This window comes from Gorillibacterium sp. CAU 1737 (assembly GCF_039888655.1).
Lineage (GTDB): Bacteria > Bacillota > Bacilli > Paenibacillales > NBRC-103111 > Gorillibacterium.
In genome coordinates, this window is record NZ_JBDQQO010000007.1 from 65,476 (window position 1) to 82,051 (window position 16,576).

Annotated in this window: 16 protein-coding genes; 6 read left to right on the forward strand and 10 right to left on the reverse strand. The window is 57.6% G+C overall.

Annotated features, from left to right (window positions below):
- Positions 1-61: 61 nt before the first annotated feature.
- Positions 62-484, reverse strand: coding sequence for an organic hydroperoxide resistance protein (locus tag AAFN83_RS15455; protein WP_347770904.1), 423 nt, complete (start codon positions 482-484; stop codon positions 62-64).
- 164 nt (positions 485-648) lie between these two features.
- Between AAFN83_RS15455 and yunB the strand changes: the two genes are divergently transcribed.
- A complete protein-coding gene (gene yunB / locus AAFN83_RS15460) occupies positions 649-1,557 on the forward strand; it encodes a sporulation protein YunB (protein ID WP_347770906.1) in 909 nt (302 codons plus the stop codon).
- A gap of 64 nt (positions 1,558-1,621) precedes the next feature.
- Here the strand turns inward: yunB and AAFN83_RS15465 are convergent, their stop codons facing one another.
- Together AAFN83_RS15465 and AAFN83_RS15470 are read right to left on the reverse strand one after the other, a co-directional pair.
- Positions 1,622-2,686: a M23 family metallopeptidase gene (locus tag AAFN83_RS15465; RefSeq protein ID WP_347770907.1), complete on the reverse strand. Its 1,065-nt coding sequence runs from the start codon at positions 2,684-2,686 to the stop codon at positions 1,622-1,624.
- A 269-nt stretch (positions 2,687-2,955) separates the two neighbouring features.
- Positions 2,956-3,459: a GNAT family N-acetyltransferase gene (locus tag AAFN83_RS15470; protein ID WP_347770909.1), complete on the reverse strand. Its 504-nt coding sequence runs from the start codon at positions 3,457-3,459 to the stop codon at positions 2,956-2,958.
- Between the two features lie 227 nt (positions 3,460-3,686).
- On the opposite strand from AAFN83_RS15470, the gene AAFN83_RS15475 reads away from it, so the two are divergent.
- Complete coding sequence (locus AAFN83_RS15475) at positions 3,687-4,628, forward strand: YutD-like domain-containing protein (RefSeq protein ID WP_347771241.1); 942 nt, start codon at positions 3,687-3,689, stop codon at positions 4,626-4,628.
- A gap of 88 nt (positions 4,629-4,716) precedes the next feature.
- On the opposite strand, the gene AAFN83_RS15480 is transcribed toward AAFN83_RS15475, so the two are convergent.
- The 3 genes from AAFN83_RS15480 to AAFN83_RS15490 form a co-directional block, all read right to left on the reverse strand.
- Positions 4,717-5,532: an NAD kinase gene (locus AAFN83_RS15480; protein WP_347770911.1), complete on the reverse strand. Its 816-nt coding sequence runs from the start codon at positions 5,530-5,532 to the stop codon at positions 4,717-4,719.
- Between the two features lie 140 nt (positions 5,533-5,672).
- Entirely contained in the window at positions 5,673-8,201 is a 2,529-nt protein-coding gene (gene glgP / locus AAFN83_RS15485) for an alpha-glucan family phosphorylase (RefSeq protein WP_347770913.1), read from the reverse strand.
- A 60-nt stretch (positions 8,202-8,261) separates the two neighbouring features.
- Entirely contained in the window at positions 8,262-9,545 is a 1,284-nt protein-coding gene (locus tag AAFN83_RS15490; protein ID WP_347770915.1) for a nucleoside recognition domain-containing protein, read from the reverse strand.
- Positions 9,546-9,762: 217 nt separating this feature from the next.
- Here AAFN83_RS15490 and AAFN83_RS15495 point away from each other — a divergent pair, with 217 nt between their 5' ends.
- Positions 9,763-10,440 (forward strand): DUF2225 domain-containing protein, encoded by a 678-nt coding sequence (locus AAFN83_RS15495; protein ID WP_347770917.1) that lies wholly within the window; start codon positions 9,763-9,765, stop codon positions 10,438-10,440.
- Between the two features lie 80 nt (positions 10,441-10,520).
- Here the strand turns inward: AAFN83_RS15495 and AAFN83_RS15500 are convergent, their stop codons facing one another.
- The 3 genes from AAFN83_RS15500 to AAFN83_RS15510 form a co-directional block, all read right to left on the reverse strand.
- Complete coding sequence (locus AAFN83_RS15500; RefSeq protein WP_347770919.1) at positions 10,521-11,636, reverse strand: GGDEF domain-containing protein; 1,116 nt, start codon at positions 11,634-11,636, stop codon at positions 10,521-10,523.
- 117 nt (positions 11,637-11,753) lie between these two features.
- The gene (locus AAFN83_RS15505) at positions 11,754-12,014 is read right to left on the reverse strand and encodes a hypothetical protein (RefSeq protein WP_347771243.1); all 261 of its coding nucleotides are present in this window, start codon (positions 12,012-12,014) and stop codon (positions 11,754-11,756) included.
- The gene (locus AAFN83_RS15510; protein WP_347770921.1) at positions 12,014-12,199 is read right to left on the reverse strand and encodes a YycC family protein; all 186 of its coding nucleotides are present in this window, start codon (positions 12,197-12,199) and stop codon (positions 12,014-12,016) included. Before AAFN83_RS15510 ends, AAFN83_RS15505 begins: the two co-directional genes overlap by 1 nt.
- A 220-nt stretch (positions 12,200-12,419) precedes the next feature.
- On the opposite strand from AAFN83_RS15510, the gene AAFN83_RS15515 reads away from it, so the two are divergent.
- Positions 12,420-14,210, forward strand: coding sequence for a M3 family oligoendopeptidase (locus tag AAFN83_RS15515; RefSeq protein ID WP_347770923.1), 1,791 nt, complete (start codon positions 12,420-12,422; stop codon positions 14,208-14,210).
- 94 nt (positions 14,211-14,304) lie between these two features.
- Here the strand turns inward: AAFN83_RS15515 and AAFN83_RS15520 are convergent, their stop codons facing one another.
- The gene (locus AAFN83_RS15520) at positions 14,305-15,558 is read right to left on the reverse strand and encodes a methyl-accepting chemotaxis protein (RefSeq protein ID WP_347770925.1); all 1,254 of its coding nucleotides are present in this window, start codon (positions 15,556-15,558) and stop codon (positions 14,305-14,307) included.
- Between the two features lie 167 nt (positions 15,559-15,725).
- Here AAFN83_RS15520 and AAFN83_RS15525 point away from each other — a divergent pair, with 167 nt between their 5' ends.
- Both AAFN83_RS15525 and AAFN83_RS15530 read left to right on the forward strand, forming a co-directional pair.
- Entirely contained in the window at positions 15,726-15,932 is a 207-nt protein-coding gene (locus AAFN83_RS15525) for a hypothetical protein (protein ID WP_347770927.1), read from the forward strand.
- A gap of 212 nt (positions 15,933-16,144) precedes the next feature.
- On the forward strand, positions 16,145-16,549 hold the full coding sequence (locus AAFN83_RS15530) for an O-methyltransferase (protein ID WP_347770929.1): 405 nt from the start codon (positions 16,145-16,147) through the stop codon (positions 16,547-16,549).
- Positions 16,550-16,576: the final 27 nt, after the last annotated feature.

A 16,576-nucleotide genomic window follows, 5' to 3' on the forward strand; every position in this document is an offset into this window, starting at 1 on the left:
GCGGCCGTCTTTTTATGGGGAAGGAAGCATGTGCTCTGTCCGTTAGGCATGAGGGAAGCGATCAGTCAACGACCTGGATCTCCACGTCGATGTTGCCGCGGGTTGCCTTGGAATAAGGGCAGAAGGCATGGGCTTTGTTCGCAAGATCCTCCGCCTGACTTCGTTCGATTCCGGGCAGCTTTACTTCCAGCTTGGCCGCAAGCCGAAACCCGCCGTCGCTTTCATCTTTGCCGATGGAGATGGAGGCCGTCACCTCGGGATTCGAGAGCGATACCTTCTCCTTCCGGGCGATCGCGGACAAGGCACTTTCGTAGCAGGCGGCATAGCCGGCCGCAAACAGTTGCTCCGGGTTGGTTCCGACTCCGCCGGATCCTCCCAGCTCCTTCGGCATCTTGAGGTCCAGCTTCAACACGCCGTCTGACGAGGCAACGGAGCCTTGCCGGCCTCCATGAACGGTTGCAGCAGCGGTGTACAGTGCATTCACGGTCGATCCACTCCTTTTTGAATAGGGTTCCCTCTTCCTTCCCCGAAGAGTCCCGGCTTGAAACAGACTGCTCCCGGAGAGGGCGGGCATGTTCTTCTTTTCCGGTGTTAGGTGGCATAAGGTATTAAAGGACTGAAGCCGATTGCCATGAAGGAGGTGGGGGAGTGGGTCGGAGGAAATGGAAGTCGCGCAGGCCAAGGCGGTCAAGCCGCAAGAAGATGGTCTGGGTCGTTCTGCTCGTGTTTCTATTGTCATCCGTCCAGTCGTTCATCTTTATCGACCACAACATGAAGCCTCCCCTGATGAACCTCGCCAAAGTCCGCCTGAAGCAGATGGCCACTCAGGCGATCAATACGGCCATTGCGGACCGCATCGCCGAGGAGACGAATTTTGATAAGCTGATTGACTGGCGGACCGATAAGGATGGCAAAGTAACCGGCTTTATGCTAAATTACACCGAACATATGAGGATCACCTCCGATACCATCAACCGGGTGCAGAACCTGCTGCTGGGCTTAAAGAGAATGCCCGAACATATCCCGCTCGGCATGGCGCTGAAGAGCCCCATCTTCGCATCCTTCGGGCCGGAGATTCCTGTTCGCCTGCAGCCGGTCGGAGCCGTGAAGGTGGACTTGAACACGCGGTACCAAAATGCCGGGATCAACATGATTCTGGTCGAGGTGTACATTCGAATCATGGCCGAGGTCAGCGTGATCATCCCCTTCGATTCGGAACCGGAGATCGTGGAGACCGAGCTGCCCATCTCCTATCTGCTCGTCGTGGGCGATACCCCCATGTACTATTACGACAACAAAGGCAATCCCTTGGGCAATTCGGCCCCGCTTCCACCCGGTGTCACGCTGCCCAATCAAACTTCCTCCTCCGGGAGCAGCACGGCCCCAACCTCCTCGTCTCATTCTTCGCTGTCCATTCCGGCCGCTGATTCAACGACGGCGGGAGGAGCGGGCGGCGGTACGGGGAGTGGGTCCGGGGGAACCGGTGTCGCAGGCGCGGGAGGCTCTGCGGGTGCTGCGAATACGGGAACAACTGCAGGGACCGGAACGGGACCGTGAGGACGGAATAAAAAGACACAGGACGCCCCACTCCTCGGGTCCGAGGCAGAGGGGCGTCTTGTCTTTACTTCATCTTCTTCATGCGCATGCGCTCTTCCCGTTCCCAGCGGAGAAGGGAAGGATAAGGATCGAAGGCCCATTCGGTTTTGCCGGTATCCTTGTACAGTCCATAATGCAGATGCGGGGGGAACTTACCCGATGTGCCAGGCTTGCCGTAGCCGGAGCTCCCTACCCAGCCCACAACTTGGCCTGGCTTCACCGGCGTCCCCACCTCCACCTCCTTGGAAAACCCGGAGAGATGAGCATAGTAATGATAGACGTTGTTGAGGTCGCGTATTCCAATTCGCCAACCTCCATAGTTGTTCCAGCCCTTCACTTCGACAATTCCGTAGCAGGTGCTGCGGGCTGGAACGCCGTACCCGGCAAAAATGTCCGTCCCTTCGTGAATTCGCCTGCCTCCCCAGCCTCGGCTTGCCCCCCACGTTCCCCGGTAGGTGTACTCCGAGCGCAGCGGCACCGGAAACGCATGCTCATTCAGGTCAAGTCGGCCATTCGCTTCATAGACGCGGGCGAATTGGTCAATCCGGTTCATGCCCTTTTCCCCGAATGCCCGGCGAAGGGATGCATTCCACTGAGCAGCCCCCCCGTTTGCGGCGCTCATGTCCGAGATGAAGGCGACGAGTGTATCCAGGTCGTTCATTCGCTCTGCTTTGCCATCCCCGGAGCCGTCTCGTCCCACTCCTCCGAAGAGGCTGATGGAGAGAGGATCGGTATCCTCCGCGTTCGGGTTGAGAAGCCCGATCCACTCTGGCAAGGGGTACCGCCCTTTCATTTCCGGAGGGGTGCTCTTCTTGCTGGTCCGGGTTACCTTATGGTATTGATCCGCTGCGGCCAGGCGGTACCAGGGAATGCCCGTGGCCAAGCTGAGCTGATCGAGAAGTTGACGACGGTCTTCCTCTGTCGGAACGGGCGGGGAGCTGGCATCGGGTGCTGCCGGAACGGAGGCGGCCGGCGCTGATTCCTTCGCCGCGGCTGCGGAGCTCCCCACAACCAGACTGGCCCCGATCAGCCAGAAAGCAGCGGCTAGTACCAAGATTCGTTGAAATGGATGGATGGGTCGATCGTTCATGAGTCATCTCCTGCCTTTGTGCGTGACGAGTTCAGGGGTTTTTGACCTGTTCGTTAGCATGTTCAGGGAGGCTCAAATTATGCCGATTTTTTCCGACCGCCGGTAGGGGAAGCGGATGGAAAGTGCTGGGGGAACGAGAGAAGCGGATGAAGGTTCCCCTTATGCAATCCGCAGGCAGCCTTCCCAAACAAAAAGCTGACCCTGATGAAATCAGAGGTCAGCGGCTGTTCCTTTTGTTATTCCAATCAAGAGAATGCGTGTATCCTTCTTTAGTGCTTGCTCTCCTCCAGCATGAGCTGGTAGAACAGCACATCATGCCAAGTGCCGAATTTCCATCCGGTCTCCGGGAAATGCCCCACCTTGCGGTAGCCAAACTGTTCATGCAGATGCACACTCGTATCATTGCCAACCGTGATGCAGGCGATGAGCGAGTGGTACCCGAGGGAACGGCTGCGCTGAATCAGCTCCTGCAGGAGCGCCTTGCCTATGCCTTGACCGCAATAGGCCTTGTCAAGGTAGACGGAGCTCTCCGCCGTCGGGCGGTAGGCAGGCTTGGCCCGAAAAACAGACAGGTACGCGTAGCCCGCGATCTGGCCTTGCCATTCGGCGATCAGGATCGGATAGCTTCCCCCGTAATGCGAGAACCACTCCAGGCGGTCTTCCAGCGTCTGAGGCTCCAGGTCAAAGGTAGCGGTCGATGTTTGCACGTAGTGATTGTAGATGCGAAGCAGATCGGGAACATCCTCCCGAACCGCGTCTCGAAAAGTCAGCATGGTCCTTGCTCCTTCTTCCTCATACCGGCGTGAGGGGCCGGAAAGTCTTGCTCCCCATTATACTCCCCGCCGTCGGAAAGTGGAATGTTGAACTTTTCATGGTATAATACGAGAAAGGAATTTGTCGGAAACCCGCGCAGGTCGGGCATGGGGGTGCGAAATTGTTTCACATAGGCGGCAATGTGTACGAACTGGTCAAGGAAAACAAGAGCGGGTGGAACCTGGAAGTGTTCCGCAATCGCTACAGCGAAGTGCTGGAACGCTATGATTACGTGGTGGGCGACTGGGGCTACAACCAGCTCCGGCTGAGGGGCTTCTTCAAGGAAGTCAATCCTCGGATGACGAAGGAGTCGTCGATTGCCAACCTGGAAGATTACATCAACGAATATTGCAATTTTGGGTGCGCTTACTTCGTCTTGGAAAAGGTAGGGCAAAGCGATCGAACGAGCGAGGAGGTAACCCTCTCCGAAGACGGCACGCCCGTGGAGGGCGGAGGCCGCCCCGAGAAGCTGGAGCGGCCGGACCGCTACAACCGCAGCGGCGAGCCCGCGCGTCCTGTGCGCCCGGCGCGCCCGGAGACGACGCGCCCGTCCCGGGAGCGGAGCGGGGAAGCGCGTCCGTCCGGTGGAGCGGCGTCTGAACGGGAGTCGGGGAAGGGCGGCGGCGAGCGCGTGCAGTGGCCGGATCGCAAGCCTTCGCGCGGCGAAGGGGAGCGTCCAAACCGGCCGCACCGGTCGGATCGCTCCGAGCGAGGAGGCGAGCGCGCCCCGGAAGGGCGGCCGCATCGCTCGCACGAGCGCTCGGGCGGAGCCCGCGGCGGAGAGCATGGCGGCGCCAAGCCGGAACGCGCTCGTCAGGAGCGCCCGGAGCGGGCGCATGAGCCGCAGCACGAGGGCGCTGCCCGCGGCGAGCGGCCGGACAAGCGGCCGCATCGCAAGGGCCAGGGCGGCCACGGCGGTCAGGGCGAAAAGCCGCGCCAGCCGGAAGGAGTGGCCGACATTTCGTCCGTTGAGCGCCGACCGGGCCCGTCCCGCAACAAGCGGCGCCATGGCGGCAACCGCCCCGACGGCAACGGCGCGCAAGCGCCTGAGCAACGGGAGCAGCGGGAGACGCGTCCGCCGCGGCAGAAGCCGCAAGGACCGGCAGGTCAGCCCCCTGCCGGCCAGTAAGCCATCCCGGCCCATAAGAACAAGAACCGCAAGCTCGCAAGGAAGACCCTTGCTTGTCTGCGGTTCTTTTTTATGCCTGCTTGTCGCGTTAGAATTCGGTCGGCTCCTGTCCGATGAAGGCCCGCTGAACGCGGCTCCAGAACGGATAAGGGCGATAACGGGCGAATCGGATCGTCTCCTTCGCAACGCTTGTGCGAATCGAAACGAGATTGTCCCGCTGGAAGCCGAGGTGATCGAGCGAGAAGGACATCCGCTTTCCGGCTTGCGGGTAGATGTCGCAATGATGGTGCTTCGGTAGCACGAGGGGAGAGCCGACGGTCCGAAAGACGCGGTTGTTGATGGACGCGATCTCCGTGATTTGCAAGCAGGGAATGGACGGATGAATGACGGCGCCGCCTAAGCTTTTGTTATAAGCGGTACTTCCCGAGGGGCTGGAGATGCAGATGCCGTCTCCCCGGAAGGTTTCGAAGATGACGTCGTTCACGTCGAGCCGTGCGACCATTGTCTCCTCAATGCCCTTGATGGTGAATTCGTTCAGCGCCAGCCGGGATTCCATTCCATCCGCCGTATGCAGCTCGATGGAGAGGAGCGGGTATTCAACGAATGAATGAGGGTGCTCCTCGGGAGGACGAGCCATCACTCGGGCCATCGTGTCGAGCTCTTCCGGTTTCCAGTCCGCGAAGAAGCCGAGTCGGCCGGTATGAAGACCGACGAAGGACAACCGATCGAGCTGGTCTTTGTATCGATGAAAGGCTTGCAGCATCGTGCCGTCTCCGCCGATGGAGAGCACGGTATCGGGCTGCTCCTCGTCCAGCGTGAGGCCGTATTGGTCCGCAAGACGGATAAAGCGTTCGTGGAGTGCTTGGGAGACTTCGTCTCCGCGATTGATAATGAAATACTTCAAGCCCTTGTCCTCCTTACCAACCTGTCGAGTCTATCATATCAAAAAGCCGGCATAAAACAAACGCCGTCCCTCGGGGACGGCGTTCTCTGCTGGTTGGGGTAAACAGCTTGCTATTCACGCGAATCATGGCTCTGCTCGTGTTAGGGTACGGTTGTGAAGCCAAGGGCCATCTCATAGCGATGGGCGAACAGCGGATGGTTCGGACGAACGCGAACCGAGTAATGCTCCATGTGGTGGAGATGGGAGGGGATGCTGCCCAGGAAAACCGCATGATCCCCATCGAGGACTCCGGTGGACTCAAGCGGGGCATGAACCGGCTCCCAGATGCCTTCGGTATTGTCCGCGTAGTAGACGATCTCGGCCGCAATCTCGGCAGCCGTGAGGGCGCCGAGCTCCAGCAGCACCCGTACCGTTTTGAGCCCGGCGGGTGCAGGCAGGTCGGGGCGATCCTCGACGAGGACTACCTGGACCTCCTGCCAGTTCGCGGCCACGCGGGCTTTGTAGGCGGCAAGCTCACGGGCAAGCTGCTGCTGGTCGGCTTCAAACCGTCGGAACCGCGCCATCGTCGGCATGTAGAAGGATCGGGTGTAGTCCTGAACCATGCGGTGAGTGTTGTACTCGGGCGCAAGTGTCTGGATGGAGTGCTTCATTCGGGCTGTCCAAGGATGTGGACAGGGGCCCCCTTTGTTGTCCTCGCCGTAGTAGAGCGGCACAATGTCTTGCTCCAGCAGGGAATAGAGCGATTCGGCATTTTGCTGCTCCTGGGCCTGCCAGTCGCTGCCGGGATCCGACTCGATGGCCCAGCCGTTCTCGCCGTCATAGCCTTCCTCCCACCATCCATCCAGCACACTAAAGTTGAGCACTCCGTTCAAGGCGGCCTTCTCGCCGCTTGTTCCGCTCGCCTCCAGCGGGCGGAGCGGGTTGTTGAGCCAGATGTCGACGCCTTGCACCAATTCTCGGGCGAGGCCGATGTCGTAGTTTTCAAGCAGGACGATCTTGCCGCGGAATTCGGCAAGCTGCGAAACCCGGTAAATTTCGCGGATCAAATCCTGTCCTGGAATATCGGCGGGATGCGCTTTTCCGGCGAAGAGGAACTGCACCGGCCGAGCGGGGTGGTTGACGATGCGGCTGAGTCGATCCAGGTCCCGGAACAGCAGGTTGGCTCGCTTGTAGGTAGCGAAGCGACGGGCGAAGCCGATGGTCAAGGCTCCCTCCTGAAGCAGTTTATCGGTTTCGGCGATGCGCTCGGGGCTTTCCCCGTTGCGGATTCGCTGGCTCCTCAGGTTGGCGCGGGCCGACTCGATCAGCTTGTTCTTGCGCAGGCTGTGCGTCTCCCATAACCGTTCATCCGGTATGGAGGCGATGGCCGCCCAATGAGCAGGGTTCGCTTGATCAGTCCGCCATGCCGAAGGAAGGTACTGATCGTAGAGCTCCGCGAGCTCAGGCGCGATCCAGCTTTCGGCGTGGACGCCGTTGGTCACGTGGCCGATGGGGACCTCCTCCACCTCAAAGCCACCGAGAAAGCCGCGGAACATCATCCGCGACACATGGCCATGGAGCTTGCTCACGCCATTTCGCTGGGCGGAGGCGTTCATGGCCAGGTAGGTCATGTTGAACTGGTTCTTGGCCGGGTCGAAGCCAAGCCCGACTACGGCATCCTTGGCTTCCCCGAACACGGGCAGGAAGCTGTCGAGGTAGCGGTGGAACAGCTCCATCGGGAAGGTGTCGTGACCGGCCGGCACGGGGGTATGGGTCGTGAAGAGGGTGCTGGAGCGAACGAGCTCCAGGGCGGTCTCGTAAGGGATTCCCGCCGCGAGATACTCGCGAAGCCTCTCCAGCGACAGGAAGGCGGCGTGCCCTTCGTTGATGTGATAGACGGCAGGGTGAAGCCCGACGGCTCGCAGCGCGCGAACGCCGCCTATGCCGAGAATAAGCTCCTGGGCGATGCGCATCTCTTGACCGCCGCCGTAAAGCTGGGAGGTCAGTTCGCGATGAGCGGCTGAGTTGACGTCCAGATCGGCGTCGAGCAAATAGAGCTTGATGCGGCCAATCCGGGCTTCCCACAGCTTGAGGGTGACGAGGTCGTTGCCGACGAGCACCTGGACGAAGACGTCGCTCCCGTCACCTCCCTTTACCGCATGGACGGGATGATTGGCGAAATCATGATCGATCCGCTCGGCGTTCTGATTGCCGGACGAATCGAGCGATTGCCGGAAGTAGCCCTTCCGGTACAAAAGGCCGACCCCGGTCAGGGGAAGCCCAAGGTCGCTTGCCGATTTTAGGTGGTCCCCGGCGAGAACGCCAAGCCCGCCGGAATAGATCGGCAGCGATTCGTGAAAGCCGAACTCGGCTGAGAAATAGGCAATGCCATCCTGCTGATTGCCGGGGTACTCCCGCTGGAACCAAGCTTGATCTGACCCATATCGGGACCAGGCGGCGACTGCTTCCTCATACAAGCGGAGGGCGACCTCATCCGCCTCAAGGCGCTGCCAATCGTCGTCCGTGAGCTTCTTGAGGAGCAGGACGGGATTGTTCGAATGCTCCTCCCACAGAGCCGGAGCCATATGGCGGAAGAGACGAGCGGCGCGGTCGTTCCAGCTGAACCACAGGTTGCCGGACAATTCGGGGAGCTTGGAGAAGCGCTCCGGAATGCGAGGATCTTGAGCCATAGCAGGAAAACACCTCTTTCTCGTCGAGGTCCGATGGAACCGGGAGCCATCAACAGGGAATTATTTCTGTCTATTATACAATCGATTCAAAAACCATTGCAAAACGATCAGCAAAAAAAGACCGGACAGGATTGCAAAGAGCACGAGTAGAGAGACGGGAAACGCAGCATACCGGGAAAGCCATCCCGCTGTCGACAGCGGGTCGCCCTGCAAGAAAGCGGGCAGCGAGCTTACGAACCCGGAAGCTTCGTCTCCTCCCGAAGGGAGAAGCCAGCGAGCGAGCGGAAAGACGAGCAGCGCGGCAAGAATCCCGTGAACCAGTCGGGCCGCTGCAAAAGGGAGGTAGCGCAGGCGTGAGGCAGTCAGCAGGCTGACAACCTGAGCATGCACCGAGAGACCAGCCCAGGACAGGACGAAGGCAGCCGCAGCCAGTCTCGGCAGAAGAGCGGCGCCTCCGGCGTCCGCTGCGGCATTCGTGCCGAGGGTAACCTCGAACAGTCCTCCCACGAGGGCGTCTGCGAGCGTACCAGGCAGCCCGACGAGGGAGAGAAGCTCGCCGAGCCCGCGCTGCAGGAAGGCCAGCAGTCCGCTCGTGCGAAGCGCCTCCAGCAGAACGGCGAAGAACACGACGAGCCCGCCAACGACGAAGATGAGCTTCAGGGAGGAGGCGATCGCTTCACGAAACAGTTGGCCGAACGGTCGTCCGTCAAGCAGCCTGGCTTCATGCATGGCGGTGAAGGACCGGACGAGAAGCGGTCGTCTTTTTCCCGAGGAACGAGCGGCTGTTGGGGAGGGTTCTGCCTGCCGTCCATGGAACCGCATCAGTCCGCCGACAAGCAGGGCAGAGCCGTAATGGGCCGCAGCAAGCAGCATGGCGACCCGTGCATTCCCGAAGAACCCAACGGACACGGCTCCGATCAGGAAGATGGGGTCGGAGGTGGTGGTGAAGGCGACGAGCCGCTCCCCTTCCTCTCGGGTCAGCAGCTTCTGCTCCATCAGCCGTGAGGTAAGTCTAGCGCTGACGGGATATCCAGAGGCAAAGCCCATCGCCATCACGAAGCCTCCCGATCCGGGAATCCGAAACAGAGGGCGCATAAGCGGGTCCAACAGGGTGCCAAAAAAGTGCACGAGTCCGAAGCCGAGCATCACTTCGGAGACGAGAAAGAACGGAAACAGGGCGGGAAAGAGGACGTCCCACCAGATCGCGGTTCCGCGCACGGCCGCCTGCAAGCTCTTCGTCGGCTCCGCAAGCAGAAGCCCGATCAGAACGGCAAGCAGGATGGCGGGCAGGATCCAAGCGTGGTTGGACGATTCCTTTTGGCGGTGATGGTTGAGGTTCTCCATCCTGCATTCCTCCCCCCGGTAATAAGCCCCAGAAGCGGACGGGCTCCTCTAACTATATGAGGGGAGGCTCTCCCCCATGCCGCCGTTTCTTTTGACACTCTGTTCATTGCGGACTCGTGTGATAGAATAGAGAGAGAGGCATCAACGGATGCTGCGGCCCAGGGGCGTTAATGCAAGCATGCTCTAGATGGCAACTGGAGGAAAGGAAGTAAGGCAGATGCTTGAACCACTGTACCAAGTCACCGAAGTTTGCGGCTATTGCGAGACGGAATTCCGCACCTCCAAGGTTCGCTCCAGCTTCAAGAAGGCAGCGCATACGGATACGGATTTTTACTGCAAGTTCAAGACGGTCAATCCGGATTTTTATGTGGTCGCCGTCTGTCCGTTTTGCGGCTACGCCTTTACCGAAAACTTCTCAAGCGGGTTGTCTCCGGAATTTCGTACCCGGTTTGAGCTGACAGTTCGCAAGAATTGGCAGGGAGTGGACTATGGCAAGGAGAGGTCATGGGAGGAAGCGCTGAAGACCTACAAGCTGGCGCTGCTCTGTGCCCAGATCAAGCAGGAAAAAGAACGGGTCGTTGCCGGGCTCTTGCACCATATCGCATGGCTGCATCGGGAGAAGGGAGATGTCGAACAGGAGAAACGATTTTTGCAGCTCGCTTTAGAGGAGTATATCAAGGTATATGAACGGGAGGGAATTCATGTTAACAATGCCAGGCTGATGTACCTGCTTGGAGAGCTCAATCGCCGCCTGGGTCGGTATAATGAGGCGGTTCGCTGGTTCGCTCGCGTCGTGAATGACAAGACGATCATGGACTCGGCGATGATTCGAGCCAGCCGGGATCAGTGGGCAGCCGCTCGCGAGAATATGCAAGAGGAACAGGCAAGCGAATAAGCCGAATACGAAGGAGCCTTCGAACCCATGTAAAAGCGGTTCAAAGGCTCCTCTTTATCTTCACCGTGCGGGACGGCTTGTCAGTTCCGACTTCCGATTTCGCGAACATGAAGCTCCGGTTCGTTCGGCGTATGATGGAGCGTGTAGCGGTTCTTGCCCATTTTCTTGGAGTGGTACAGGGCTTGGTCCGCCTCCCGGATCAGCTCCTTCAGGTCAGCGCCAGCTGCAGGGGCAACGGAGATTCCGATGGATATGGTGATGTTCGGGACGGCTGGGGCTTCCCCCAGGGAGAAACAATGCTCCTCTACAGAGCGGCAGAGCCGATCGGCCGTCTCCCGAAGGTATTCTCCGTCATAGCGGTGGCAGAGAATGATGAATTCCTCTCCCCCGTAACGAGCCGCATAATCACCGGGACCAATGGAATGTTGGAGCACCGCGCCGATCTCTCGCAAAAGGGTGTCGCCCTGCTGATGCCCATAGGTATCGTTATAGAGCTTGAAGTTGTCGATATCGACCATGAAGATGGCCACTCGCTCAAGCCGGATGGTGTTGCGCGCGATGGTCAGGAAGCTGTGAAGATTCGGCAGCCGGGTCAGGCTGTCCTGGTTGGCTTGAAGCTCCAGGCGCTGTTGGATCAATTGGTTTTTGGCGTCGTCATTGTGCATGATGATGAGAAGGGTCAGCACTAGAGAGGAGACCGCGAAGCCGAGCAGGCTGCCCGCAAGCCAGTTATCGTTCAGAACTGCAGGCCGATAGACGGCCTCGGCCAAGTGCCCCAACAGCAGAATGCCGCTGATTGCAATCCCATCCCCTACCCGAAGGGAAGACGTCGAATCGACATGCTCCATTCGATGAAAGAGCGAACTGATCAGGACAGGGAACAGAAAACTGAGCAGGACTCCCTCCACCGTGTGCCCCAGCGCGAAATAGCCGAATAGAGCAGGAAGCAGCGCGGACAGGAATCCGGGCAAAAAGCCGCAGCGAAGTGAAGCCATCACAAGGGGAGCGAAGCTCAAGGTTAGAACAGGCGGACTGCTTTGGGGGATGAGAAGCATAAGAAGCGAGGATATCCCCGTAAAGAGCGGAATGAACACCCACCTGAAGGATTCAATTTTGTGGTTGAGCTTGATCACGATGTAATTTAAGGAGACTAGTGCGCTGGCGCTCATGATCACGGATAGATAAGTGTTAGTCACGGGGATCCACTCGATTTAAAGGGGATAATTGGAAAAAAAGCTGCATGTCCATTATAGCGGATTTCTTTATGGGGAAAAAGTCCTAAAAAAGAAAAGGAAGGACGAAAATGTCCATCCTTAGTCCCGGTTGTTCTCCGCTTGTCTGCGTTTGGCAATAGCACGGTCTGCCAGCAAATAATCAGAATCCGCATCGACCAGCTTCAACCGATTGTAGCAGCAAGGGAATACAAGAAGGTGCTTTTTCCCTTCCTGTACCTCCTTCAGCTCGGATTTCTTAATGGGAAGGAGCACATGGCGGCTGTCGCAAAATGGACATTCCAGAACGTAGACGTCCGGGCCGAGCGTCTCGTAGGGCCAGGTGCGATCAAACGGGACCATCATTTCGGATCCCTCGGCGGAGTGCTGCCTTCTGCTGGTTGCTCTTTCGCCTTCTCTTCCTGGGAGAGCTGGGCAAGCTTTTGCAGGAGGATGTGCTTGGGCATGTGCATGAGTTGTTCGATGGGAACGTTCAATGCCTTGGCTAGGGTGATCGCCGTTTCGGCGGATATGTTTAGCGGCTGCATGGGCAACCATCCTTTCGGGACGCAAGTGTTGTTTCTTCATTAAAGCATGGAGGGAGGGCATATTCAAGTTCAGGCGGGAATCCGGCGGGTTTCTGAAGGGATTCTCAACCGGTGTTTAGCTCGGGGCGCTGGCTTTTTTACTATAGCGGTACTCTCCATTTCCGTAATCCTTCCACTTGTGCTTTAATGGAAACGAAGCCTTATAGAGAGGATGTTGACCATGGCAAAAGCTTTGAATCCCACCTGGGATCTGGACTGTTTCTTTCCGGGAGGCAGCGAATCACCAGCCTTCCAAGAGTTCCTCGACGACTTGAACAAGAGAACCGAAACCTTCCATGAGCGGTTGAAAAAGGCGGAAAGCCCGCAAACCGAAGCGGAAGCGGAGGTTTACACTGACCTGACCCATGAACTGCAGGCCATCATGAGCCGAATTCTCGAAGGGATCTCCTTCACCGATTGCTTGGCCTCGCAAAATCAGGCAGACCGCAAGGCGGTTGCCATGGGCGGCCGCGTGCAGGACATCTCCGCTCTGTTCCAGGCGGCATTGTCGCAGCTGGATCGCTTTCTCGCCGGCATTCCGGACGACGTCTTCATCTCTCTGTTGAAGAAGGCTCCTTGGTCGGATGCCTCCTTCTATCTGAATGAACGCCGCCAGCTGTCCAAGGAGAAGCTGTCTCCGGAGATGGAAGCACTCGCGAGCAGCCTCGCCGTAGACGGCTATCACGGCTGGAGCAAGCTGTATGACACCGCCGTCGGGAAGATCAACATTCCCTTCGAGGTAGACGGCAAGCTGGAGCAGCTGTCTGCCGGCCAAGCCTTCAATCAGCTCCATAACCCGGATCGGGAAACCCGCGCCGAGCTCTTCAAGCTGTGGGAGGCGGCATGGGCGGAGCATGCGGATCTCTTCGCGGATACCTTGAACCGGATCGCCGGGTTCCGCCTGCGGCTATACGCTCAACGCGGATGGGATTCCGTACATAAAGAGCCGCTCGCCATCAACCGCATGAAGAAGGAAACGCTCGATACCATGTGGGATACGGTCGAGAAGAACAAGGAGATCTTTGTTCGTTTTCTGGAGCGCAAAGCCAAGCTGCTTGGTGTAGACCGCCTCGCCTGGCATGATGTGGACGCCCCGATCGGCAAAGCCGACAAAAAGATTTCGTACGAAGATGCCGCGGACCTGATTGTGGATCAATTCCACACCTTCAGCCCGAAGATGGCCGAATTTGCGCGTCTTGCGCTAGACAACCGCTGGATCGAGGTGGAAGATCGCCCCGGCAAGCGTCCAGGCGGCTTCTGCACCCCATTCCCGCTGGAGGATCAAAGCCGGATCTTCATGACGTATTCGGGTACAGCGGACAATGTATCGACGCTTGCTCACGAGCTGGGCCACGCGTTCCATGACTACGTGATGAAAGGAATGCCTCATCTGGCCAAGGAATACGCGATGAACGTAGCGGAGACGGCATCGACGCTTGCGGAGACGATCGTCAGCGCGGCAACCATTCAAGCGGAGACGGACAAAGAGGCTAAGATCGCGCTCCTGTCGGACAAAATCAACAATGCGATCGCGATGTTTATGAACATTCACGCGCGCTTCCTGTTCGAAACAAAGTTCTACGCGGAGCGGGAACAGGGAATCGTCAGCATCGAACGCCTGAATGAGCTGATGGTAGAAGCACAAGAGAAGGCATATTGCGGAGCACTAAGCGAATACCACCCGCACTTCTGGGCGGCGAAGCTTCACTTCTATGCGACCGATGTTCCGTTCTATAACTTCCCGTACACCTTCGGCTTGCTGTTCTCGTCCGGCATCTACAAGACGGCGACGGAAGCCGGAGCCGGATTTGAGGATCACTACATTGCTCTGCTTCGGGACACCGCGAGCATGACGGTGGAAGACCTGGCAGCGAAGCACCTCGGCGTCGATCTGAAGAAGCCGGACTTCTGGCAGCGGGCGATTGATCTGCTGAGAGCGGATGTGGAACAATTCCTTGCCCTAACCGAATAAAACAGAAAACCGTTCGGAGCGAACGGATTCCGGATTAAATCGAAAAAAGCGAGGAAGGCCCGTTGGCCTTCCTCGCTTCTTTGGCTTGTTCTCCTCAGAAGTTGAAGATTTCGATGGTGCGCTGAAGCTGCTTCGCCACAACCGTCATTCGTTCGGATTGATGAACCATGTCTTCCACGAGGGCGATCTGCTCGTTCATCGAAGCGGACATTTCCTCGGTTCCGGCAGCGGACTCCTCGGTGATGGCGGCGATGCCCTCAATGGTCCGGGCGATAGCCTGCGCCTTCGTGAGCATGCTGTCGCTTTGCTCGGCAAACTGGGCGATCAAGCCGGTTATGTCATGGATATGATTGGCGATTTCGCGGAAGACCGTCTCCGTATCGCGGATATGGGCATTCTGCTCATGGACGACTTCCTCATTGATCGAGATGTTCCGGATGGCTTCCTGTACCCCAAGCTCGATATTGCGGACCAGGTTGAACACCTCGCGAGTGGCCGCACCCGATTCCTCGGCAAGCTTGCGGACCTCCTGCGCGACAACGGCGAAGCCCTTGCCGTGCTCGCCCGCGCGAGCCGCTTCGATGGAGGCATTGAGCGACAGCAGATTGGTCTGCTCCGCGATCTCCGAGATCGTGCGGGTAATCCGATTGATTCCTCCTGCCTGCTTGGCCAACTCGTCGATCGTACCCGCCACATGGGACGTGGCTTCGATGTTGCGTTTCATGCCTTCCCCCTGACTTTCTACCGCTTTGCGTCCTTGTTCGGCAAGCTGGACCATCTGCTTCGACTTGCCTCTCATCGCCTTCGACGATTCGACGTAGCTGTGCACGGCTTGTTGAATATCGTCGATTTCGCCGGTAATTTGGGAAACGCTTTCAGAAATCTCACCGGCACCCGATGCCAACTCACTGGCAGAGGAGGTTACTTGCTTCATAGCATCCGTCATCGTTTGATTCTTCAGGTAGTTCTTGTGGCTCGTATCCGCGACCTGCTTCGTGATGCCGACGGTATCCTCCAAAATGCCCTTCAGCTTGTCGGTCATCTTATTGAAGGAATCGCCCAACTCCCCGATGGTGTCCTTCGTGTGGATCGTCAATTTCTTGGTGAAATCCCCCTTGGCAATATCCAGAGCGAGGCGGGAGATGTTCTCGATCGGCTCTGTAAGCGCTCTCTCAAGCAGGATCAAAAAAGGATAAGCGAGGGCAAGCACGACCAGCACGACGATCACGCTGACAAACAGGCTGAGCTTGGACATGAGGAGGAACAGGATGGAGTAAACAGTGAGCATGGAGTAGCAACCGGCAAACAGCTTCTGCTTAAACGACAGCTTGTCTACGAACGACGGCATGACAGCATCTCCCCTGACGGAATTGGTAAATCCAGCAATTTTGGGACTATTATAGCACGCCATTCTTCGAATGGTCTATGAATTTGGTCCCGACTTCTCAGGAAAGATCGCGAAGGGGCGACTATAATGGAGAAATAAGGAACGTTAAGGGGTAAGGAGGAAATGGAGTGTCTCTCTTGAACTGCAATCGCTGCGGCAAACTGATCATTCAAAAAAAGCAACCGTATTGCGACAGCTGCCTTCGCTATTACGATCATTCGTACCGGCAAATTCGCGACTGCCTTCATACGCGGCCTCACCTGACCGCTTACGATGTGCACCGGGAGACGGGCGTTCCTCTTTCCGTCGTTCTCGAACTGATTCGCTCCTCATGATCGACCCTATGTTCGTATATACTTATCGCGTTAAGGAGAGGCCTCTGACCCGGGGCTTCTCCTTTTTTAACGCACGAAGGAAAGCCTGGGTCGAATGGCCCCCAAAAATGTAAAAATGTGTTGTACAAAGAAGGTTTGTTCGCATATAATAAGTCTCAAGCACCAGGATATTACATAGTTTACCAATATACCACATGACTGGAGGGAAATTAGTGATTGAGGAGCTTTCGCTCCCGAAACAAATCGATTATGTCTTTCGGGAGATTGGGGACGAGCTAAAGCGGATGTCCTCGGGAACGGTATTTGTTCAAATTCGAAACAATGTGGTGGGCAAGTTTGGAATCAAGCACAATCCCTTGGAGAGCCGGGACGGTCTGATGGAGCCGGGGGAGGAAGGGCTTACGGATTCCCAGGTGTCGATGCTGCATCGGATGGCGGTCGAATCGCTGCAGTACAAGGTCAATTGGACTCATGGGGAGATCTTTTACGATTTTGCGGTTCAGAAGGCAAAGCTATGCGCAAGCGTTCAGTTCGAATCTAACTACAACTTCGCCAATATTCTGTCGAGAAGAGACTCGAAGCTCGGGTTTGCGTACGCCCAACGGAAGCAAGGATGATCCAAACGAAAAAGTCCTGGCCATTCG

Coding starts and splice junctions, on each gene's coding strand:
- AAFN83_RS15465 (WP_347770907.1), bottom strand. CDS start 2,686: ATGAACGATCGACCCATCCATCCATTTCAACGAATCTTGGTACTAGCC.
- AAFN83_RS15470 (WP_347770909.1), bottom strand. CDS start 3,459: ATGCTGACTTTTCGAGACGCGGTTCGGGAGGATGTTCCCGATCTGCTT.
- glgP (WP_347770913.1), bottom strand. CDS start 8,201: ATGGCTCAAGATCCTCGCATTCCGGAGCGCTTCTCCAAGCTCCCCGAA.
- AAFN83_RS15490 (WP_347770915.1), bottom strand. CDS start 9,545: ATGGAGAACCTCAACCATCACCGCCAAAAGGAATCGTCCAACCACGCT.
- AAFN83_RS15495 (WP_347770917.1), top strand. CDS start 9,763: ATGCTTGAACCACTGTACCAAGTCACCGAAGTTTGCGGCTATTGCGAG.
- AAFN83_RS15505 (WP_347771243.1), bottom strand. CDS start 12,014: ATGGTCCCGTTTGATCGCACCTGGCCCTACGAGACGCTCGGCCCGGAC.
- AAFN83_RS15510 (WP_347770921.1), bottom strand. CDS start 12,199: ATGCAGCCGCTAAACATATCCGCCGAAACGGCGATCACCCTAGCCAAG.
- AAFN83_RS15515 (WP_347770923.1), top strand. CDS start 12,420: ATGGCAAAAGCTTTGAATCCCACCTGGGATCTGGACTGTTTCTTTCCG.
- AAFN83_RS15520 (WP_347770925.1), bottom strand. CDS start 15,558: ATGCCGTCGTTCGTAGACAAGCTGTCGTTTAAGCAGAAGCTGTTTGCC.